Origin of the sequence: Agrobacterium sp. rho-13.3 (genome assembly GCF_033957765.2) — a bacterium.
GTDB lineage: Bacteria > Pseudomonadota > Alphaproteobacteria > Rhizobiales > Rhizobiaceae > Agrobacterium.
Genome location: NZ_CP192775.1, coordinates 1047501 through 1070024 on the forward strand (window position 1 = coordinate 1047501; position 22524 = coordinate 1070024).

The window sequence follows — 22524 nt, forward strand, 5'->3', positions numbered from 1 at the left end:
GTAGTGGCGAGCGAACGCGGACCAGGCCAGTGGCAATGAGGAATAAAGTCGAACGATTTGGAAAAGTCGGCCATAGCGGGTGATAGCCCCGTAGACGTAGAACACTCATTGTCCTTGAGTAGGGCGGGACACGTGAAATCCTGTCTGAACATGGGGAGACCACTCTCCAAGCCTAAGTACTCGTGCATGACCGATAGCGAACAAGTACCGTGAGGGAAAGGTGAAAAGCACCCCGACGAGGGGAGTGAAATAGAACCTGAAACCGGATGCCTACAAGCAGTCGGAGCTCGAAAGAGTGACGGCGTACCTTTTGTATAATGGGTCAACGACTTAGTGTAGCAAGCAAGCTTAAGCCGGTAGGTGTAGGCGTAGCGAAAGCGAGTCTGAATAGGGCGTTTAGTTTGTTGCATTAGACCCGAAACCGAGTGATCTAGCCATGAGCAGGCTGAAGGTTGGGTAACACCAACTGGAGGGCCGAACCCATATCTGTTGCAATAGATTGGGATGACTTGTGGCTAGGGGTGAAAGGCCAATCAAACTCGGAAATAGCTGGTTCTCCGCGAAAACTATTTAGGTAGTGCGTCGATCGAATACCCTCGGGGGTAGAGCACTGGATGGGCTATGGGGACTCACCGTCTTACTGATCCTAACCAAACTCCGAATACCGAGGAGTACTAATCGGCAGACACACGGCGGGTGCTAACGTCCGTCGTGAAGAGGGCAACAACCCTGACCTCCAGCTAAGGTCCCCAAGTCATGGCTAAGTGGGAAAGGATGTGAGGATCCCAAAACAACCAGGATGTTGGCTTAGAAGCAGCCATCATTTAAAGAAAGCGTAACAGCTCACTGGTCTAAATAAGGGTCTTTGCGCCGAAAATGTAACGGGGCTAAAGCCATGCACCGAAGCTGAGGATAGTACAGTTATAGTGACTGTGCTGTGGTAGCGGAGCGTTCCGTAAGTCTGTGAAGGGGGACCCGTGAGGGCCCCTGGAGATATCGGAAGTGCGAATGTTGACATGAGTAACGATAAAGGGAGTGAGAGACTCCCTCGCCGAAAGACCAAGGGTTCCTGCTTAAAGTTAATCTGAGCAGGGTTAGCCGGCCCCTAAGACGAGGCGGACACGCGTAGTCGATGGGAACCACGTTAATATTCGTGGGCCTGGTGGTAGTGACGGATCTCGTGTGTTGTACATTCTTATTGGATTGAATGTGCGGCGAAGAGGTTCCAGGAAATAGCTCCACCGTATAGACCGTACCCGAAACCGACACAGGTGGTCAGGTAGAGTATACCAAGGCGCTTGAGAGAACTATGTTGAAGGAACTCGGCAAATTGCACGCGTAACTTCGGAAGAAGCGTGACCCTGTCGTACGCAAGTATGTCAGGGTGGCACAGACCAGGGGGTAGCGACTGTTTATCAAAAACACAGGGCTCTGCGAAGTAGCAATACGACGTATAGGGTCTGACGCCTGCCCGGTGCTGGAAGGTTAAAGGGAGGGGTGCAAGCTCTGAACTGAAGCCCCAGTAAACGGCGGCCGTAACTATAACGGTCCTAAGGTAGCGAAATTCCTTGTCGGGTAAGTTCCGACCTGCACGAATGGCGTAACGACTTCCCCGCTGTCTCCAACATAGACTCAGTGAAATTGAATTCCCCGTGAAGATGCGGGGTTCCTGCGGTCAGACGGAAAGACCCCGTGCACCTTTACTATAGCTTTACACTGGCATTCGCCAAGGCATGTGTAGGATAGGTGGTAGGCTTTGAAGCAGGGACGCCAGTTCTTGTGGAGCCATCCTTGAAATACCACCCTTATCTTCGTGGATGTCTAACCGCGGTCCGTTATCCGGATCCGGGACAGTGTATGGTGGGTAGTTTGACTGGGGCGGTCGCCTCCGAAAGAGTAACGGAGGCGCGCGATGGTTAGCTCAGACCGGTCGGAAATCGGTCGTCGAGTGCAATGGCATAAGCTAGCCTGACTGCGAGACTGACAAGTCGAGCAGAGACGAAAGTCGGTCATAGTGATCCGGTGGTCCCGTGTGGAAGGGCCATCGCTCAACGGATAAAAGGTACGCCGGGGATAACAGGCTGATGACCCCCAAGAGTCCATATCGACGGGGTTGTTTGGCACCTCGATGTCGACTCATCGCATCCTGGGGCTGGAGCAGGTCCCAAGGGTATGGCTGTTCGCCATTTAAAGCGGTACGTGAGTTGGGTTCAGAACGTCGTGAGACAGTTCGGTCCCTATCTGCCGTGGGTGTAGGAATATTGACAGGATCTGTCCCTAGTACGAGAGGACCGGGATGGACGTATCTCTGGTGGATCTGTTGTCCTGCCAAGGGCATAGCAGAGTAGCTATATACGGAATGGATAACCGCTGAAGGCATCTAAGCGGGAAACCAACCTGAAAACGAGTGTTCCCTATCAGAGCCGTGGAAGACGACCACGTTGATAGGACGGGTGTGGAAGCATGGCAACATGTGAAGCTTACCGTTACTAATAGCTCGATCGACTTCTTCGTTCCCATTGATTATGTTCATCTTCATCGAAGATGAAGATGAGACTTCTGTCCTCACGCGCCAAAGGCGCTGCGGACGGCGCGCCAAACGATTGGCGACGGACTATCGTCCTGTAGGACGCCCCGCTCACACTGCAGCAAGGGTGAAATACGGATAGGTCAAGTGAGACGTGTATTAAGACAAAAAAGAACCTCGTGTTCTCCAGCTTCTCGAAACAACAGTTTCCATGCCAAAACATGGACATATGTTGCGTTTTGCCGACCTGGTGGTTATTGCGGGGCGGCTGCACCCGTTCCCATTCCGAACACGGCCGTGAAACGCCCCAGCGCCAATGGTACTCCGTCTTAAGACGCGGGAGAGTAGGTCGCTGCCAGGTCTGCAAAACGCAACGTAAAACAACAAAAACATCTTCTCATCACATACCTCGGCCCAGCCGATACCAAGGGCCGCTATCAAGCGGCCTTTTGCTTTTGAAATGAAATGCAGTGCGTCCTTACTCGAGACAAATCGCTTCGCAATTTGCTCGGCAACAGGCATAAATCCTAAAGGATTTACGCAAACGGTATTTGCCTTCGGCAAAAACCTTATAACGCGGGGTGGAGCAGCCCGGTAGCTCGTCAGGCTCATAACCTGAAGGCCGCAGGTTCAAATCCTGCCCCCGCAACCAAATAATTCCACAATAAACGACCAACAAAAAAGCCCCTCCTGGGGCTTTTGGCGTTCGTGGCCTTCAATCGACGTAACTCTTCCCATAAGCTCTTCCAAGGCCGCCACTCATTGGGCAGCGCCAGCCTCCTCTTGCCACATGCAAACGTCAAGACCCCAGCAAAAGCAAAGAGCAAAACGATCATCAGGGCAGAGAAAGCGGCAACAGCACCGATGCGGAAATTCCTAGGTGAGAATTCAATGAGCGCAATTTGTCTCAACCTGGTTTGGTGGATCAAGAGATGTTAAAACTGCCGGTTTCAACAAAGTCGAGGGAACTTTGAATGGAATCGATCTTGATGAACGTTTAATTCCCGAGCTTACTTGCGCGCCCCGCAACAATAAAGCCGTTCAGTGACAGTCAAGCTTGATCCTCAAACCTGCCCGTGCCGCAGGGTTGCTGATCCGCTTTAGCCCGATTGTGAGGCGATAATGGAATGCAAAGTACCGGTTAATATATCGGAGGTTAGCTGATTTCTCTTAGGCCACCGGTTCATATGCCATCAAGACGGTCATAACCGCCTTGCATCGCTTCGGTGCAATACACTTCAAAACCGACTGTTCGGGGAAGATGCTGCCGACTGCTTTTTCGCTATCGCCATCATCCAGGTATGAAACTCTCTTCCAAAGGGCTTTTCAAATGCGGCTCGGTCCCAAGCTAGGTAGTAGCTTTCGGGCAAGGGCAGGCGGATGTCGAAAGGCACGATGAGCGTGCCAGCTTGTAGCTCATCCTCAATCATCGAAACCTGTGCAAGCACAAATCCGTGTCCGTTCACGGCGGCGTCGATTGCGCTGCTGGAGAGAGCGAAGAAGAGGCCGGAAAGTTTCTCGTTAACTGTCGCACCGACCAGCTTTGCCCATTCGCTCCATTGCGGTGGGCGGCTGTAGTGTGATTCCCATTCGATATTGAGCAAGGGAAACGTTAAGAGATCGGCGGGTTCCGCCAAACTTTGTGTTCCCAGCAGGCGCGGCGAGCATGCTGGTACGACCCAATCCGTGTAGAGCGGCGCAAAGTGGGCATGGACCTCGGCACTTTTGCCGTACGTGATACGGAAATCACTTTGGCCATCGGCCAGTTTTGGTTCGTCATCCTTGCCTATAATCCGAACGTTGGCATCCGGGTGAAGCGTTTGCCATTCAAAGATTTTGCGGCCAATCCACTTGTTGACGACCGAACTGAGGCCGGTCAGCACGATACCCGTTTGACTGCGCGCCCGCTCAAGGACATCGACGGAATGGTTGAGTTGGCTGAAACCTTTGGCAACTTCCTTATGAAGCAGCACGCCCCACGAGGTTAATTCCACTCGCCGACCGATGCGCTCAAGAAGGGTAACGCCCAAATGGTCTTCGAGCTTTCTTACCTGCTGGCTAACGGCACTGGGTGTAACGCCAAGCTCTTTGGCGGCGACGCCCATGGTGCGACATCGCCCTACGGCTTCGAAAGCTTGCAGTGCATGAAGGGGAGGCATGGCCATATTGTTACTCTCCGGTTCCGTCTTTTGTTAAGTTTTTCTAAACAAGAACACAACTGAAATCCGCTTGTTTGCGTGCCCAACAGCGAAAATACTGTGCCATCGCACTACGAACCGGAGAAGAAAATGTTTCTCAAAAACGCCTGGTATGTTGCCACATGGGATCACGAAATCGGGCGGCACCTCACGCCGGTTACGATGCTGGGCGAGAACATCGTTCTCTATCGTCTTCAGGATGGAAAACTGGCAGCGCTCGAGGATGCCTGTCCCCATCGCAAGCTACCTCTGTCTATGGGGCGCATTAAGGGCGACGACGTGGAGTGCGGTTATCATGGCCTGACGTTTGACTGTTCCGGCGCCTGTACCCGCGTGCCGGGTGCAGAGCGAATTCCGCATGTTGCCTGTGTTCGTTCCTATCCCGTCGAAGAGCGCTACGGCCTTGTCTGGGTATGGATGGGTGATGCGGCAAACGCTGATCCTGCAGATATTTTCCATGTCGATCATTTCGGCGACCCGACTTGGGGCGTCAATCGCGGCGAGTCGATGACGATCAACTGCAACTACCTTTATATGACGGATAATCTCCTTGACCCATCGCATGTCGCATGGGTTCATCAGTCGTCTTTCGCCAGCTCGGCTTGCGAAGAAACGCCGCTTGAAACGACGGTCAAGGATGACGGTGTGACGGTATGGCGCTGGATGCTGGATTCTGACCCTGCTCCATTTTACGCTCCGTTCCTTCAATTCGAAGGCAAGTGCGATCGCAAGCAGCACTATGAAGTTCGCTATCCGAGCAACGCCATCATCAAGGCTATTTTCTCTCCTTCAGGCACAGGCGGCGAAGGCCGTGATTTGCCTGAAAACACCTTTCTGATGGATAGCTATAACTTCATGACGCCGGTGGATGAGAACCGCACGAAATATTACTGGTTCCAGATGCGGAATTTCGCGCCGGATGACCCGGAAGTATCCGCCAGTTTTGCAAAATCGGTTCGTGGTGCCTTTGAGGAAGACCGCGTCGTCCTTGAAGCGGTTCACCACGGCATCGCAAACAAGGTCACTCCTAATCTGGACCTCAAGATTGACGTTGGACCGCTCCGCTTCCGCCGCAAGCTCTCGCAGATGATTGAACAAGAGAATATTGGGCAGGCTGTTGCTGCGGAGTAAGATGTTCGCAGCGAAGTTGAATGATTAAAAACATAACGATCTCCATCTGATCTTCAGATCAGATGGAGACGAATAAGAATAATTCTTGGGAACAGAAGACTGGCGTACGGAAAAATCCGACCCGGTCAAAGCGGGAGTGCAATCTCATGCGCCATATCAGGCAGCCTGAACTATATTCTGTCGACTACAGTGTATTGCGGCAGCGGTTCCTTGCTGCTGCACGTCGGGCGAATGCCACTCTGTTCGAGTATGAACATCCGCTGCATGGGCCGGGTGGCGAACCTCTGTTTACCGATGTAGCCTATATTGGAGAACGCGACGCCTCGAAAATGCTCGTTATCCTGTCGGGTACGCATGGCGTCGAGGGACAATTTGGCTCTGCCTGTCAGGCGGAATGGCTTGCAGCCAACACTCCCCTGCAATTGCCCGCCAATACCGCCGTGCTGCTCATTCACCTCATCAATCCATGGGGAACAGCCTGGAGCCGCCGCGTCAACGAAGACAATGTCGATCTCAACCGAAACTTCATCGATTGGGAGGGCACTGTTCCGCACAACGAGAACTATGCGTCGCTTCACGATGCGTTCGTTTGGAAAGAGTGGGACGGACCAGATCGGGATCGCGCCGACCAAAAACTCTCCGAGGCAAAACAAACTGCTGGTGGAGATGCAGGAATAGCGGCGGTTGTCGAAGCCGGGCAGTATAACTGTCCTGATGGGATGTTTTATGGTGGCAGCGGTCCGACATGGTCTAACCGCACCCTCAACGACATTTTGAGCCGATTTGCGAGGGACGCCTCGGACGTTATCGTTTTTGATCTGCATACGGGGGCTGGTCCCTACGGTTATCCTGCTCTTTTGTCGGTTGCACAGGAGAACCATGATGGTCTGACATGGGGAAAAAATACGTTTGGTCCAGCGCTTTCGGTCGTGATGACGGGCGATAAGGCAACGACGGATACGGGAATAGCAGCCACCGCAACCGGTTATGTTTCCGCGGCTGTGCGCAAGGCATTGCCGAGTAGCCGTGTCTTGCCTCTGGTCATTGAATGCGGAACGCTTGAAAGTTCGGTGGTCATGGAGGCCGTGCGGGCGGACAATTGGTTGCATTTGTTCGGCAGCCTCGAAACGCCGCTTGGGCAAAAAATCAAGACCACGCTTAAACGCGCATTCATTCCAGATGACCCGGAATGGCAGCGCAACTGTCTGGCTACGAGCTTGCGCTATTTCGACCGCGCTTTGAGCGAGTTGGGTTCCGTTACTCTTTCTCGCGCAGAGAATGCTTCGGCAAAGACGAACAGTCCGGCAGTTGATTGGCCTCCGGCAGTCCCTGTGACGGTCAAAAAAAACGAACGGCCTGCCGTTGAGGTCCGTGATCTGCATAAGAGCTTCGGCACCCATGAAGTCTTGTCGGGTGTCCGGCTGAGCGCCAGTCCCGGTGAGGTCGTGTCGATGATCGGCTCTTCCGGTTCGGGCAAGAGTACGTTCCTGCGCTGCATCAACCTGCTCGAACAACCAAGCAGCGGAACAATCGTCGTAGATGGCGAAGAAATACGCATGAAAGCGGGCAGGGACGGTCGCTCGCTACCCGCCGATATGCGCCAGGTCGAGCGCATCCGCGCCCGCGTCGGAATGGTGTTTCAGAACTTCAATCTCTGGCCCCACATGTCCGTTCTTGAGAACATCATCGAAGCTCCGATCCATGTTCTTGGAGAACGCAAGCAGGATGCGGTGGAACATGCGCACCAGCTTCTCAAGAAGGTCGGGCTGTCGGAAAAACATGCGCAATATCCCGGCCAACTTTCCGGCGGTCAGCAGCAACGCGCCGCAATTGCAAGAACACTGGCGATGCGGCCAAAAGTCATCCTTCTGGATGAGCCGACATCTGCACTGGACCCTGAGCTCGTCGGCGAGGTCCTGCGTGTTATCCGCCAACTGGCGGAAGAGGGAAATACGATGATCCTTGTGACGCACGAAATGCAGTTCGCGCGCGAGGTGTCCCACAAGATTCTGTTCCTGCACCAAGGGAAGGTGGAGGAAGAGAGTACCCCGGCGGAATTGTTCACCAATCCTAAATCAGAACGTCTGCGTCAGTTCCTGTCCCGGACTTTTTGATCTGCCGCCGATCGCCTGTGTCGGGATAACGCCCGGCTGAATATTGAATACCGAATCAAATAAACCAAAAGGGGAATTCGCGTATGAATCTGAAAATCGTCTCACTTGCTCTGCTCCTCGCAAGCTTTAGCACGGCGCACGCTGCCGAAGGTCAACTGTCGATTGGAACCGAAGGTGCCTATCCGCCATGGAGCATGGCTGACGCTTCCGGCAACGTGACGGGTTTCGATGCCGATGTTGGAAATCTGCTCTGCACGAAGCTGGCAATGAAATGCCGTTTTGTGGTGCAGGCTTTTGATGGCTTGATCCCGGCTCTGAAAGCCAAGCGTTTCGACGTCATCATCTCCGGCATGTCGATCACGCAGGAGCGCAAGAAGGAAATCAACTTCTCTGTCGGCTATGCCGAGCTTGCGAATATGTTTCTTGTGCCGAAAAGCTCTGATCTGTCTGGAATCAAGGACATCGATACCTTGCTGAAGGCGTTGGATGGCAAAACCGTCGGTGTTCAGACCGGAACGACACACGCGAACTTCATCACAAAGCGTGTGCCAGCTGCCAATCTCAAAACCTATGATACGCTCGACAATATGCAGATTGACCTTGCGAGCGGTCGCATCGAAGCTGCCTTTGCTGACGCATCAGCACTTCAGGACTTTCTTGCCAAGCCTGAAGGCAAGGACTTCCAGTTCGTGGACGTGAAGGTGCAAAGCAAATACGACCCAAGCTTGGGCGAAGGCATCGGTGTCGGTATCGCCAAGGAAAACACCGAGCTGAAGGCCAAAGTCGACAAGGCTCTCTGTGATCTCGTTGCTGACGGCTCGATTGGTAAAGCGAGCGAGAAGTGGTTCAAGATGGATATCTCTAGACCCTGCAATTAAGACATCCGCCTCGCGCTTTAAGAAAGAGTGCGAGGCATCCACGGCAGTCGCATGTCACGCCCTTCTGGCGTGACGTGGCATTCTCGAAAAATGCTGGCAATGCCCTACCGACGCTAAGAAGGCGGTAAACCAGCAAAACCCAAGGCAAATCCAATGGATTTTGGTCTAGTCCGAATTTGGCAGGATGGCTGGGTAGGAGCCATTTTGCATGGCGCAACGATAACTATCGCTGTCGGCGTGGTCAGCATGATGGCTGGCGCGGTAATCGGAACTCTGTGCGGCGTCATAAAATGGGCGCGCATTTTCCCGTTGACGCTGGTGATCGATCTTTACACGTCGCTGGTCCGGGGTGTGCCGGAACTGCTCATCATCTATCTGCTGTTTTTCTCCTCGGTGGAATTCGTAACCCGTGTGGCGACGGCGTTCGGTTACGCAGAGCTTGCGGATAGGGGATACGCTTTCATCATCGCCGTTATCGCGATTGGAACCATCTCCGGGGCCTATTCGACGGAAGTGATCCGCGGAGCGCTGGCCTCCATCCCTGCCGGTCATATCGAGGCAGCAAGGGCATTGGGAATTCCCGGAACGCGGATATTCAGGCGCATCATCGTCCCACAAATGCTGCGCATCGCCATTCCTGGCATGAACAATGTCTGGCAAACCACCATCAAGGATACGGCGCTGGTATCTGTCGTCGGTTTGCAGGAATTAATGCGGGCCGCCTTTGTTGGCGCTGGTAGCACGAGAAACCCGCTGATCTTTTTCCTGATAGCGGCGCTGGTTTATCTCGTCATCACTCTTATCAGCCAGGCTGGCTTCGATACGGCAGAGCGTTTGGTCAAGCTGCGGTCAAGGAAGTAACGCCATGGATATGGAATTCTTAGAAACTGCGATACCGTTTCTGTTGAAGGGTCTATCGACCACCGTTGTCATGACGGTGCTGTCAGTCGCCATCGGCTTCAATCTCGGGCTTGGGCTTGCGCTGATGCGCCTTTCGCAAAACCGCTTCCTTGCCGGTTTTGCGAAATATTACGGCATGGCGTTTCGCGGAACGCCGCTTCTGGTTCAACTGTTCCTGTTTTACTACGGGCTGGGGCAGCTTTCTATCATCAAGGGAAATGCCGTTGCATGGTGGATCATCAGCGATGGTACACGGTGTGCTGTCATGGCGATGGCGCTCAATACGGCGGCCTATACATCTGAAATCCTGCGTGGTGGGTTGCTGTCCATACCGGCTGGCCTCAAGGAAGCTGCAAAGGCGGGCGGCATGTCGCGGTTCCTCAGCTTTCGCCGTATCGAGTTTCCGCTGGCCATTCGGCAGGCGCTGCCTGCCTACGGCAACGAACTGGTTCTCGTCGTCAAAGGCACCAGCCTTGCATCGACCATTACCGTTCTTGAGATCACCGGATATGCAAAACGTTTGATGAGCCAGACCTTTGCGATTTTTGAGGTCTTTGCTTTGGCCGGTGCCATTTACCTCATTATTAACCTCACTCTCATTGCGCTTGTCCGTATGCTTGAAAACCACCTCATGCGGCATGAGGCGAGATAAGCAACACTCTGCATTGAATAAAGATAATTGAAAGGATTACGCTATGGACGTTCGCGCCGCAGTCGCCGTTCAGGCAGGCAAGCCATTGGAAATCATGACGGTTCAGCTGGATGGCCCGCGTTTTGGCGAAGTGCTGATCGAGGTCAAGGCCACTGGTATTTGTCACACGGACGATTTCACGCTCTCGGGCGCAGATCCGGAAGGCCTGTTTCCAGCCATCCTCGGTCATGAAGGTGCAGGCATTGTCGTCGATGTCGGTCCGGGCGTGACCTCGCTGAAAAAGGGCGACCATGTCATTCCGCTTTACACGCCGGAGTGCCGCGAGTGCTATTCGTGCCTCAGCCGTAAAACCAACCTCTGCACCTCCATCCGCGCCACACAGGGCCAAGGCCTGATGCCGGACGGCACCTCGCGCTTTTCCATCGGCAAAAACAAGATTTTCCATTACATGGGCTGCTCGACCTTCGCCAATTTCACGGTTCTGCCGGAAATTGCGCTGGCCAAGGTGAACCCCGACGCGCCGTTCGACAAGATTTGCTACATCGGCTGCGGCGTGACGACGGGCATCGGTGCCGTCATCAACACGGCCAAGGTCGAAATTGGTTCGACGGCCATCGTCTTCGGTCTTGGCGGCATTGGTCTCAACGTGTTGCAGGGTCTGCGTCTTGCCGGTGCCGACATGATTATCGGTGTCGATATCAACAATGACCGCAAGGCCTGGGGCGAAAAATTCGGCATGACACACTTCGTCAATCCGAAGGAAGTCGGCGATGACATCGTGCCTTATCTCGTCAACCTCACCAAGCGCAACGGCGACACGATCGGCGGCGCGGACTACACGTTTGACTGCACCGGCAACACCAAGGTCATGCGTCAGGCTCTGGAATCATCGCATCGCGGCTGGGGTAAATCGGTCGTTATCGGAGTGGCCGGTGCCGGTCAGGAAATCTCCACACGTCCGTTCCAGCTTGTCACGGGCCGCAACTGGATGGGCACCGCCTTCGGCGGCGCGCGTGGCCGCACCGATGTGCCTAAGATCGTGGACTGGTACATGGAAGGCAAAATCCAGATCGATCCGATGATCACCCACACCATGCCGCTGGAAGACATCAATCACGGTTTTGAAATGATGCATTCGGGCGAAAGCATCCGTGGTGTGGTAGTCTACTGATCAGAAAAATCATCTCTGAAACAACGCGCATGGCGCGCCCTTGGCAATAGCAGAGGGTGCGCTGGTTGAAGACAGAATGGCCGACGCATTCCGCACAGGCCTATAAGGGAGGAGCCTTATAATGACTGCGATTTCCATCCATCCCATCGTCGATTCCAACTACCGGGCAACGGATGCATCCTTTTCCGGTGGCACGCTGGTGTGCCAATGCACCTCCCGGCCTGTTAAGGTGCGTGTGAAGGGCGATATCGCTCACAACCACGCCTGCGGTTGCACCAAATGCTGGAAGCCGGGGGGTGGCCTTTTCGGTGGTGGCCGTTGCGCCTGCCGAACATGTTGAAGTGCTGGAGAACGGCGACAAACTGGCCGTGGTTGATGCCTCGGCCTTGATCCAGCGACATGCTTGCACCGAATGTGGCGTTCACATGCACGGACCTGTTGAACGCGACCATCCGTTCAAGGGACTGAGCTTCATTCATCCCGAGCGGTTTGAAGAAAAGGGCTGGGCGCAACCGGGCTTTGCCGCATTCGTGTCATCGATCATCGAAGCCGGTTACTCACCAGACGGAATGGCTGATGTCAGAGCAACATTGAAGAGCAGCGGGCTTGAGCCTTATGATTGCCTATCCCCGGCGCTGATGGACTACATCGCGACTTGGACTGCCAAGAAAAATGGCGTTCTGGCGAGCTAGAGCATTTCCAGCAAAAGTGCGAAGCGGTTTTGCGTAATCCGTTAAAACAAATAGATAGAGCGTTTTCGCGTTTCGGAGAAAGGTGGCAATGCTCTAAAAATCTCCCAAGCCGACTTCAAAACGCCGCGTTCCGTTGGAGCGCGGCGTTTCTGTTTCAGTCGATAACTTTGCCCGGATTGAACCTATGTTGACTGTCAATCGCAGCCTTGATTTGCGTCATGAGAGCAAATTTAACCGGATCAGACGTTTCACGCAGCGCGTGAATGCGCTTGGAACCGATGCCGTGTTCTGCCGAAAACGATCCGCCTGATTGGGTCAGATCACGATAAAGGACCGCTTCGACAGCCGCTATCTTCTCAGGCGTCAAATCTTCCCCCGCAGCGTTGAGTACAATATGCAGATTGCCATCGGCAATGTGTCCGAACACGTAAGGATCGAACGCCGGATCTATAGATCGCAGTTGCGCAATGCAGCGCGCCACATAGCGTTCTACCTCCGACAGCGGAACAGACACGTCGAAGGAGGGGGCGGATGGGTATTTGCGATAGATGAGGTCCGTGTCTTCTCTCAAGCGCCACAACTCCGCTTCCTGCGCCTGAGAGGTGGCAATAATGGCTGAGATGTCGGGGTATTTTTCGGCCAGTTCCTCGTAAATACGGCCAAGCTCCAGTTGAAGCTGTTCCTCTTCTCCGCCACCCAGCGAAAGAAGCAGATTGACGGGGCAATCTGGTGCAAAATCTGCCGCAGACCAGGCATGTTCGCCCGCGGTCAATGAAAAGAACGAGTTCCATATCGCCTCAGCCGCACGCATATGGCCATATTGAACCGAAAGTCCAAGCCGTGTTGCATCAAGGGCGGCCTCCACCGAAGGAAGTCCGAGCAGCACCGTCGCGGTTGCCGCCGGAACAGGCTCCAGTTTGATGGCAGTTTTCGTAACAATGCCAAGCGTTCCCTCCGCGCCAATAAACAGGTGCTTGAGATCATATCCCGCCGCATTTTTGACGACGCGTGTGAGGTCCGAGTAGATCGAACCATCCGGCAACACGACTTCAAGACCCAGAACGCGATGCCGCATCACGCCGTAACGAAATGCCGAAATCCCACCTGCATTGGTCGAAACCATGCCGCCTATCGTCGCAGAGCCCCGCGACGGCAGGTCTATCCCCGGTTCGAGATGATGCTCTAATGCGGCAGTTTGAAGTGCCTGAAGGGTAACCCCAGCCTCGACAACGGCGACACGCTCCGAAGGGTAGACTTCCACAGCATGGTTCAGCCGCGCTGTGGAAATTACGATTTGGCCGGGGGAGGAAGTGCTTCCGCCTACAAGGCCGGTTCGTCCTCCCTGCGGCACAATGGATATGCCATGCGCAACCGCGCTTCGCACAACTGCCGCGACTTCCTGCGTCGTCGATGGAAGCGCGATTGCCGTCGCGCCAAAGTTTGCGGGCGTTACACCATAGTCCAGATTGGTAATGGCATCGCCCCGTTTCAGGTTTGCGCCACCTATGGTTTGCGTAAGATCTTCGAGAAATACGTCAAACGCATCCGTTGCTACGGCCATCGTCCGATTTGTCATGATGCGGCTTTTTCCATAGGAAGCTCACCTTTCAGCAAGCGCAACGCATGGATAAAGCGATCGTTTTCCGCAGGCAGGCCAACCGTCACACGGATAAAGGATGCGAAGGCTGGCTCCTTCCACGGTTTGACAATGATGCCGTGGGCCAGAAAGTGCTCAAATGCGACTGTGCTGTCACACTCAACGTCGATGAACAGAAAGTTCGTCTGCGAGTCTGGAACAAACAATCCAATCGACTGAATTTCTTCGGTCAGACGTTTGCGCTCAGCGACAACGCTTGCCACCGACTGGCGCATCCAATCCTCGTCATCTAGTGCGGCGACTGCTGCCAGTTGCGCGGCAGCATTGACGTTGAAAGGCGTTTTTGCCGAAGACATGGCTTGCGCCAGACGCTCATCCGAAGCAACGGCATAGCCGACCCGCAGGCCCGCCAAGCCGTGGGCCTTCGAAAATGTTCGAAGCACAACGTAGGAAATACCGTTGTCAGCCAATACCTTCAGCCCGTCAGGGGTCTGCTCATCGCAGAATTCGAAATAGGCTTCGTCATAAACAAGCAGCGTTTCCGGTGGGATAGCGGCAATGAGGCGACCCAGTTGAGCGCCATCCAGTGCTGGTCCCACGGGGTTAGATGGAGAAGAGATGAAAAAGATCGAAGGCTTTTCGCGCAGAGCTTCTATAACCGCCTCCAGATCAAACCGCAGGTCTTTCGTCATCGGGATTTTGACGATTTTAGCACCGTTTGCACGAGGCTCGATTTCATGAAGGCCAAAACCCGGCGTAATGGTAACGACGGTAGAAAGAGGCTGCAACACGGCCCGACAGACGGCAGCAATCATCTCTTCGGAGCCGTTTCCGATGACGATGCGGTTTTCGGCAACATCAAGCTTCCTACTGAGCGCACCGCGTAAAATCGCGCAGGCTGGATCTGCATAGCGAGATGGGTCGAGATTTGCCAACGCGGCGGCAACCTTGGGCGAACAACCATAAGGGTTCTCATTACTGGCCAGTGCGGCAATGTCGGTCAAGCCGGTCTTGCTGCGCGCAACCGCGATGTTCATACCAGCGTTGTACGGAGGCAGTTCGGCGACGTTCGGATTGAGTGTGATAGTGTCGGCCATGGGCAAATCCCGCTGTTTGGAAAAATTCTTGAGATACGACTCAGAGGTCGAGCACGACCGAACTGACTGGCTTGGTGCAACAGAGCAGAACGCGCCCCTGCGGCACATCGTCGAGAGGCTCTTCGAAATAGTCCACATCGCCCGAAATCAAACCCTGTGAGCAGCTTCCGCAAACTCCGGCTCGGCACGAAAATTCCGGCTCGATGCCGTTGTTCTCAAGAAAGCTCAAAATCGATTCCGAAGTCTGGTCCCATGCGAACCTGACATTTGATTTTCCCAGAATGATCTCAATGCCACCGCTCACGGCTTCATTTGCCGGTTGATCGACATGCACAACAGTCCCAGCTTTCGCCGCAGGTGCAGATTGCGATAGCAGAGACGCGGGCCCGAAAAACTCGTAGGCGATTTTGCTCTTCTCAAGACCCAGAGAAATCAGCAGATCATACATTGCCTGCATGAAGGGCGGCGGGCCGCACATATACACTTCGTAATCGTCCAGCGGCAGAAGTTTCTGCAATGTCTCCCGCGTGATGAAGCCGGTCGAGTGAAACAGTCCGGACTTGGCATCCTCATCCGTTGTGAAGCGATAACAATAGTGGACGTGGATATTTCGCCGTTCTTTGGCGAGAGCATCCACTTCGTCGCGCAGCGCATGAACGCTTCCGCCATCACAGGCGTGAATAAACCAAACCGGCCTTTCACTCTGTTGCGCCAGCACCTTCAGCATAGACACCGTCGGCGTCATCCCAACGCCGCCAGAGAGCAGAATGACCGGGCGTTGACTGGACTTGTCGAGTTTGAAAGCACCGCGAGGACGGTCGATATGGACAATCGTGCCTTCCCGAACCGTGTCATGCAGCCAACACGATGCCACACCGTCGGGCATATCCGGGTTCAAACTAGCTTCCCGTTTAACGGTAATACGATAGACACCCTCATCATTCGGTGCTGACGACACCGTGTAATTACGAATAAGCGCTTCGCCACCTTTGGGATTGGGTATCTGGATTGTCAAAAACTGACCGGCTTCGAACGCGCGCCAATCGGCGGGATTCACAGGCGCCAGATGAAACGACGTAATCGTGGCGCTCTCGCGTAGTTTCTTTTTGACTTCGAATGGTCTGAAACGCGAATCCAGATTATTCGCCATGATGGGTCGTCCTTTTTATAGCATGTATATCAGGCGATATACGGCGCTCGCTGAACAGTCGTGCAGGCGGATAAACAACCGAATGGGTCAGTTGCCTGCGCTGATCAACGCTGTGCAACCGCCGCTCAATCTGGATTTATCCTTCTGACAAGCCTGATTATTTGCGTGAGAGCAAACAGAGACAATCCTACGGCCAATGCGTTCTTGTTTAGAACAGCTAAACTATTCACTCTTCCAGAACTATTGCGGTGTAGCGGAAGGGGCCGTGTTGCCGCCTACAGCTATGTCCGTGTTTTCGGGATCTTTTTGATCCCTAATCCGATGGGATCATGCGTGTTTCCTGGATGAACTTCGTCCGGTCCCCAAATGGCCTGATAAGTGTCATGCGCCATGCCCCTCCGCTGAAGCACGAGAAACGCGCCAGCCAGGATGCAGTACCAGACGAAGAGTGTCGCTGACATCCAGCGTGGAGCATTCGTCTGCCATAAACCTGTGGCGATTGTTAGGATGGAGATGGATAGCGCTGCGTAGCCCATTGACTTGTGATATCGCTCGAACACTCTGCGACGCAGGGTCATATCGTAATGATCTCCACGAAGACTGCCATCCCGCGCGGGTGAAGACGGGCCACCCTTCGATCCTCGCAGCCAACCACTCAGTATTTGCAGGAAACACAAAGCGACCGTCGTCCAACCAAGCAGATGATGTAGGTCGAAGGTATCGGCGTCCGCTTTTTTCTGGAAGGACAGAATGAAGGTTAATCCCGCAAGCACGGCAACCAAACCGCAATATTGCGAGAGGCGGTGAGTGTGCCACCACCTTCGGTCGTCAAGCACCTGCGGCCAGTTCTGACCGGGAAATATTTTGAAGAATCTCGCTGCCAAGATTCCAGTCGGTACGAAGACCGACCAGGCAAGTACCATCAAGCGAGCGTGCCAGGAAATCTCTACGCCAACTGTGTGGAGTCTGGTCGGGTCCATGGGAGCAAGAAGCCAATCAAGCATGAAGCGCATAGTCCTGTGAGACCATTTCGATGTCACGCTCCTTGGGCTCCAGTGTGCCCATGGGCCGATGCGGTCTACGGGTTTTGCGTCGTAAAGTGATCTGGCACTATCGGTCGAGAACCTGCTTTTACTGTAAACAAAATTCCCGACCGTAAGTATTCCATATCTTCGTCAGAAGCGGACGAATGAGCGCTCCTTGCGGCAGTCCTGTATTAGAATTCTTCCCAACTGTCTTGCGCGACGGCAGCAGCCGAGCCACCACCGAATGCGCCCGCGATCTTGCGGCTAAGCGCGCGGGCAGGAGAGGCCGCAGGTTTCGATGCCGCCGAGGCGGAGCGGATGGGCGCGGAAGCTGGAGCCGAGCGGCTTGCGCTTTCGCCCTGTCCCAGATTGAAGCGTGATAACAGCTGGTTAAGAGACGCCGCTTCTTTGGCAAGGCTGTGGCTGGCCGCTGTCGATTCTTCGACCATGGCCGCATTCTGCTGCGTGCCCTGATCCATCGTGTTGACGGCGGTGTTGATCTCCTGAAGTCCAACCGACTGTTCGCGGGACGATTCCACGATCGCATTGATGTGGCGGTTGATTTCCTGAACTTCGGTGACGATTACCTCAAGCGCACGACCGGTTTCACCAACCAGATTGACACCCGAACGGACATGCTCACCGGATGTGGTGATGAGCGCTTTGATCTCTTTCGCGGCCTTGGCCGAACGCTGAGCCAATTCGCGAACTTCCTGCGCAACAACCGCAAAGCCTTTACCTGCTTCACCGGCACGCGCTGCTTCCACACCGGCATTCAGCGCCAGAAGGTTGGTCTGGAACGCAATTTCGTCGATCACGCCGATGATGTTGGTGATCTCGCCCGACGAACGCTCGATTTCGTTCATAGCGGTCACAGCCTGACGCACGACTTCACCGGACTTTTCGGCACCATCACGGGCCTTGGCAACCAGATGGCCGACTTCTTCGGCACGGTTGCTGCTATCTTTTACCGTGGTGGTGATTTCTTCCAGAGCAGCGGCTGTTTCTTCGACCGATGCAGCCTGCTGCTCAGTGCGCTTGGACAGGTCGTCGGCGGCGGAGCGGATTTCGTTAGCGCCGGCATCGATCCCGCGTGCGTTCTGGCCGACGGCACGAAGCGCGTCATTCAGATTGGCGACGGAGCCGTTGAAGTTATTGCGCAACGTATCAAGATGGGCAACGAACGGTGTTTCGATGCGGTATGCGACATCGCCATCGGCGAGACGGTCGAGACCCTTGGCCAACTGGTCGACAGCGAACTGCGTGTCTACAGCGTCCTTTGCCTTCTGGGCTTCGCGCTCGACACGTTCCTGTTCGGACTGGCTGCGATTGGCATCAGCTTCCTTTTCTAGGCGAATCTTCTCGAGAGCATTGTCGCGGAAGATGGAGACGGCCTTCGCCATCTGGCCAACTTCGTCCTTACGATCTTGACCATCGACGGGTGCAGTCGTCTGCCCTTGAGCTAGCGAAATCATGCGCTCTCGCAGGGAGGCGATCGGTGCCGTGATGCCTTTGGCGGCAACGATGAGAGACGCGATGATGCCGAGAGCGAATGTCAGCCCGACAATCATCAGGGATGTGAAAATGGTGGAGTTTGTCTGGTCGGTCAGATCATCACTTCTTTTGGCAACTGCTTTCAAGATTTGATCCAGAAAAGTTGCGTTGTCGGTTGTTAGAGGGAGAATCAACACGTCTGCTTTCACGAGAGCGGCCTTAGCTGGCTCGTCCTGGTCCGCCTGACCAAACTGCACCGCTTGGTCGGTTAGAACCGTAACCTCTTTTGCCCTTGCAGAAAGTGCATCAATCTGAGTGCTTTCGCGAGGAAGAAGCTCTTTCACACGCTGAAGGCGCTGAAAAAGCTTGGCCTTGCTATCATTGTAAAAATCCACTGCCGTCTTCATGCCTGGATCTTGCTGGCGATACGTCAGGATTTGATAGGCACCATAAGCGGTTGCGACGATATTTCGGTTGGCGCGCGCCATCTCGACGCTTGCAGCAGCATCATTGGAAATGAAGTCAGAATAGCTCGTATCCGCCTCTTTGTATCGACTGGATACGAAGGCTGTGGCACTCAAGCCCACCACGCAAAGCGGAAGAATCAGGGACAGAATTTTCGTGCGAATGCTCGCATTTTTAAGAAATGACATATTTCCTCGCGGTTCTATTTGAAATCGCGAACACGAAGCAGGGAGCATTGCGACTGGTAGCCAGTCGAACGAAAAAACTCTGCTGCACGGGATTCGGCGTGATGGTGAAAAATGACAGAAGGTGCGTGCCATCATGGCGACCTGACTATGCTCTGTTGCCAGTATGATAAGTTAGTTATAGTTTAAATATAATTAAATTTCAGTACTTGGGATTCATCGAAATGATTTTCGTGCTTTATGGCAACTTATAGTATATTTTTCTTTGACTCACCTGTGATATGGGTTCAACCACAGTGCGATCATCACCCATCGCCAGTATTAGGGACCGTTCTTCCGCCAGACTGTTATCACTTCCATTTTGAGCGCCGTTAAGGGTGTGGAAGCGGCGTTTAGCACGTTAATATCCGCACCGTTCCGGCTTCCAGCGTGCCGATGCAGTCAACCGTGGATAGAGTTTCTGTATTTCGCTGGTCATCAGGTCCCAGCTTTCCAGTGAGTTCAACGTTCTCCCAATAGTTGTTGGATTTTATTGCTTCGTCCATCCTCGACGATCTGGCCGACGTTACCAACGATCAGGCTGACACAAGCGTACTCTTCGAACTCATCCCGTTTCGCCTTCGGCGATCAGCAAGAGCATTCAGCGGCTGGAGGCGCATCTCGGCGTATCTCTGTTCACGCGCACGACACGCTCTCTTACCCTTACGGGCGAGGGGCGCGATATCCATCAGCGCACACTGCGGCTGCTGCGCGATGCCGAAGAGATCGAGCAGGTTGCAAAGGCGGCACGTGGCGAGCCTGCTGGCACATTGCGGATTGCAGCTTCGTTGCCCATCGGCCTTCACATGATCTCGCCTGTGCTTCCGCAGTTTCGAAGGCGCCACCCGAAAGTGACGATCAATCTGCGACTGAGCGACCACATGGTTGAACTCATCGAAGAAGGCATCGATCTGGCTATCAGGATCGGCGACCTAGCCGACTCGTGCCTTCTGTCGCGTCGGCTCTCGCCACATCGTCTCTGTTGTTATGCTTCGCCCGGTTATCTGGCCATTCACGGCACCCCGATGCATCCCCATGAACTGGAGGTGCATGAAACCCTCAGTCTGCGCTACCAAGGCACTGGCCAACTGTTTCGCTGGCCCTTCCGGATTAGAGATCAGGACATCGAGATCATGCCGTCCTCCGGCGTGATCGTCGATGCGAGTGAGGTCGTCATACTGACGATCGCTGCTGGCGGGGGCATTGGTATGGGAGCGAACTTCATGGCCTCACCTTTGGTCAAGCTTGGGCAGTTAGTCCCGGTTCTGTCTGATTTCGCAGTCGAGCGGCACAACGTTACCGCAATCTGGCCCGAGAGCCGTCGCTCCAACCCTGCTGTTCGCGCATTTCTAGATGAACTCATCGAACGGTTCTAGCAAATGGTCGCGGCAATTGTGAAGTCCGGCAGTTTTGCGGCAAGCCGAGAACTTGATAAATTCGAGCCTCGGCTCAAACCCGCTTTGTCGATAGAACATCAAACGTTTTGGCGATCGTCTTAGTCGATCGCTCGTAGTCGGCCAGCGCCAGGCAGGCGATCAGTGCGTCAACGATTGCCAGTTGCGCAATACGGCTCGTCATGGCTTCTGCGCGAAACTGGGTTTCTCGAGCCAACGTGTTCAAGACGATATCGCTATAGGCCAGCAGGGGGGATTTTCCGAAATTGGTGATCGCGATTGTTGTGGCGCCCGCTTCCTTGGCCAACCGCATCGCGGTCAAGGTTTCGACGGTGGCGCCGGAATGCGAAATGGTAATGACCGCAGTTTCCTGATCCGCAAGTGCGGCGGTGATCGCCTGAATGTGGCTGTCAACGCTTGCACGCGACGGAATTCCGATCCGCAAAAGGCGGTAATTGGTGTCCTCGGCGACCGTCGCCGCACTGCCGATGCCGAAAACTTCAACGCGCTTTGCCTTGCGTATTGCCTCAACGGCATTGGAGAGGGCGCGGACATCGAGTGCTTTTTGCGTGTCACGCAGAGCCTGCATGTCGGACTGAAACACTTTCTCGATGACCGAGGCCGTATCGTCTTGTAGCGTCAGGTCCTCGTGGATGAACTGAACAGGCTGCACCAACTCGCGTGCCAGCGAAATTTTCACCTGCTGAAAGCCGCGTGCGCCAATCGTCTGGCAAAAGCCGATCACGCTGCCTTCGCTGGCTTCAGTCCGTTCCGCCACTTCCGTCACCGACATATGCACGACTTCCGCTGCATTCAACGTGATGAAATCTGCAATACGACTTGCCGTTGGGGCGAGATCCTTGCGCACCGCGCGAATGCGATCAACGACGCCAGCAAAATCCTGACTATTGGCTGTTTTGTCTCGATCCGATGCCATGGTCTTTCCCGTTATTCCGCTGCCTGATGCGCGGGCTGCCGCAACAACCCGTTGTCCACTTGCCAGAACCGCATGCCGACCCGACTTGCGCCGAGGCCGTCCGTTTGCGGATTGTCGCCAATCATCACCGCATCAACAGATGTCACACCCAGCCTGTCGCACGCCATGTCGAAGAGCACCCGTTCCGGCTTGCCGATGACTGTGTAATTGCGCGGGCCAGCGCAGGCAAGGATGGCGGCAGCCAGTGCGCCCGTCTCTGGCACCGGCTTTCCACTCGGGCCAGGATGATTGAGGTCGGGGGCGGCCACAAACAGGTGAGCGCCATCGCAAAGGGCCTCTGCGGTAGTTGCGAGCTTGGCATAGGAGAAATTGCGGTCGCGCGTCACGAGTACAATCTCGGGCCGCTCCTGATGCAACCGAAGTCCCCTGCGCCGGGCATGATTGCGCAGTGCAGCGCTCCCTAAAAGCAAGACGGATGAGCCGGGATAGTCTCGCGCTATGCAATCAATGGCGGTGGCTCCCGCCAGTAAGATTTGGCCGCTAGCGATTGGTAGACCTAGGCTTTTGAGCATGCGCGACAGTTGGTCCGGGGTATGCTCGGCATTATTGGATACGACCATATAGCGGCCGTCCACCTGTTTCAGCAGCCAGCGGGCATCCGGTAGAACCATTCGCCCGCTGATGAGTGTGCCATCAAGATCGATTAGATACCCACCGGCGTCAAAAGCAAATTCAGACACATCAATTCCTCGTTTTCTATGCCTGATGTGAATTGAGAATAGCTCAATGTCAATAACAAATAAAATTGAGAATAATTCATAATAGTGTCACGCAACGGGTTTAATTCTGCTGGTCAAGACGGGCCAGAAGCCTTGAAA

At 54.4% G+C, this 22524-nt stretch carries 14 protein-coding genes, 1 tRNA gene, 2 rRNA genes and 2 pseudogenes (1 of these 19 cut by a window edge); 11 read left to right on the plus strand and 8 right to left on the minus strand.

Features of this window, described 5'->3' with window-relative positions:
- From RMR16_RS19695 to RMR16_RS19705, 3 genes are all read left to right on the plus strand, one after another.
- Positions 1 to 2514: ribosomal RNA gene (locus RMR16_RS19695) — 23S ribosomal RNA — on the plus strand; it begins 380 nt to the left of the window's first position.
- Positions 2515 to 2773: 259 nt separating this feature from the next.
- Positions 2774 to 2888: ribosomal RNA gene (gene rrf / locus RMR16_RS19700) — 5S ribosomal RNA — on the plus strand.
- A gap of 214 nt (positions 2889 to 3102) precedes the next feature.
- Positions 3103 to 3179, plus strand: a tRNA-Met gene (locus tag RMR16_RS19705).
- A gap of 586 nt (positions 3180 to 3765) precedes the next feature.
- On the opposite strand, the gene RMR16_RS19710 is transcribed toward RMR16_RS19705, so the two are convergent.
- Positions 3766 to 4692 carry a LysR family transcriptional regulator gene (locus RMR16_RS19710; RefSeq protein ID WP_320202241.1) on the minus strand — a complete coding sequence of 309 codons (927 nt, stop codon included), beginning with the start codon at positions 4690 to 4692 and terminating at the stop codon, positions 3766 to 3768.
- 123 nt (positions 4693 to 4815) lie between these two features.
- Between RMR16_RS19710 and RMR16_RS19715 the strand changes: the two genes are divergently transcribed.
- The 7 genes and pseudogenes from RMR16_RS19715 to gfa all read left to right on the plus strand — a co-directional run bounded on the left by RMR16_RS19715 (position 4816) and on the right by gfa (position 12263).
- Positions 4816 to 5856 (plus strand): aromatic ring-hydroxylating dioxygenase subunit alpha, encoded by a 1041-nt coding sequence (locus RMR16_RS19715; RefSeq protein ID WP_320202240.1) that lies wholly within the window; start codon positions 4816 to 4818, stop codon positions 5854 to 5856.
- A gap of 146 nt (positions 5857 to 6002) precedes the next feature.
- The gene (locus RMR16_RS19720; RefSeq protein WP_413786062.1) at positions 6003 to 7970 is read left to right on the plus strand and encodes a DUF2817 domain-containing protein; all 1968 of its coding nucleotides are present in this window, start codon (positions 6003 to 6005) and stop codon (positions 7968 to 7970) included.
- A gap of 83 nt (positions 7971 to 8053) precedes the next feature.
- Positions 8054 to 8848: a transporter substrate-binding domain-containing protein gene (locus RMR16_RS19725; protein WP_320202239.1), complete on the plus strand. Its 795-nt coding sequence runs from the start codon at positions 8054 to 8056 to the stop codon at positions 8846 to 8848.
- Positions 8849 to 9001: 153 nt separating this feature from the next.
- Positions 9002 to 9709: an ABC transporter permease gene (locus RMR16_RS19730; protein WP_320202238.1), complete on the plus strand. Its 708-nt coding sequence runs from the start codon at positions 9002 to 9004 to the stop codon at positions 9707 to 9709.
- Positions 9710 to 9713: 4 nt separating this feature from the next.
- Complete coding sequence (locus RMR16_RS19735; protein ID WP_320202237.1) at positions 9714 to 10400, plus strand: ABC transporter permease; 687 nt, start codon at positions 9714 to 9716, stop codon at positions 10398 to 10400.
- Between the two features lie 43 nt (positions 10401 to 10443).
- A complete protein-coding gene (locus RMR16_RS19740) occupies positions 10444 to 11571 on the plus strand; it encodes an S-(hydroxymethyl)glutathione dehydrogenase/class III alcohol dehydrogenase (protein ID WP_432355087.1) in 1128 nt (375 codons plus the stop codon).
- Positions 11572 to 11692: 121 nt separating this feature from the next.
- Positions 11693 to 12263, plus strand: a pseudogene (gene gfa, locus RMR16_RS19745) (S-(hydroxymethyl)glutathione synthase).
- A gap of 154 nt (positions 12264 to 12417) precedes the next feature.
- Here the strand turns inward: gfa and RMR16_RS19750 are convergent.
- The 5 genes from RMR16_RS19750 to RMR16_RS19770 form a co-directional block, all read right to left on the minus strand.
- Positions 12418 to 13839 (minus strand): FAD-binding oxidoreductase, encoded by a 1422-nt coding sequence (locus RMR16_RS19750; protein WP_320197324.1) that lies wholly within the window; start codon positions 13837 to 13839, stop codon positions 12418 to 12420.
- Positions 13836 to 14957 (minus strand): histidinol-phosphate transaminase, encoded by a 1122-nt coding sequence (gene hisC / locus RMR16_RS19755; RefSeq protein ID WP_320197325.1) that lies wholly within the window; start codon positions 14955 to 14957, stop codon positions 13836 to 13838. Before hisC ends, RMR16_RS19750 begins: the two co-directional genes overlap by 4 nt.
- Before the next feature lie 40 nt (positions 14958 to 14997).
- The gene (locus tag RMR16_RS19760; protein ID WP_320197326.1) at positions 14998 to 16107 is read right to left on the minus strand and encodes a 2Fe-2S iron-sulfur cluster-binding protein; all 1110 of its coding nucleotides are present in this window, start codon (positions 16105 to 16107) and stop codon (positions 14998 to 15000) included.
- Positions 16108 to 16388: 281 nt separating this feature from the next.
- Complete coding sequence (locus RMR16_RS19765) at positions 16389 to 17111, minus strand: cytochrome b561 domain-containing protein (RefSeq protein WP_320197327.1); 723 nt, start codon at positions 17109 to 17111, stop codon at positions 16389 to 16391.
- Between the two features lie 212 nt (positions 17112 to 17323).
- Positions 17324 to 19279: a methyl-accepting chemotaxis protein gene (locus RMR16_RS19770; RefSeq protein ID WP_320197328.1), complete on the minus strand. Its 1956-nt coding sequence runs from the start codon at positions 19277 to 19279 to the stop codon at positions 17324 to 17326.
- Positions 19280 to 19875: 596 nt separating this feature from the next.
- Here RMR16_RS19770 and RMR16_RS19775 point away from each other — a divergent pair.
- Positions 19876 to 20691, plus strand: a pseudogene (locus RMR16_RS19775) (LysR substrate-binding domain-containing protein); the annotation flags it as partial.
- A 73-nt stretch (positions 20692 to 20764) separates the two neighbouring features.
- Here RMR16_RS19775 and RMR16_RS19780 read toward each other — a convergent pair.
- Both RMR16_RS19780 and RMR16_RS19785 read right to left on the minus strand, forming a co-directional pair.
- Positions 20765 to 21646 (minus strand): MurR/RpiR family transcriptional regulator, encoded by an 882-nt coding sequence (locus tag RMR16_RS19780; RefSeq protein ID WP_320197329.1) that lies wholly within the window; start codon positions 21644 to 21646, stop codon positions 20765 to 20767.
- Positions 21647 to 21657: 11 nt separating this feature from the next.
- Positions 21658 to 22386 (minus strand): HAD-IIA family hydrolase, encoded by a 729-nt coding sequence (locus tag RMR16_RS19785; RefSeq protein WP_320197330.1) that lies wholly within the window; start codon positions 22384 to 22386, stop codon positions 21658 to 21660.
- Positions 22387 to 22524: the final 138 nt, after the last annotated feature.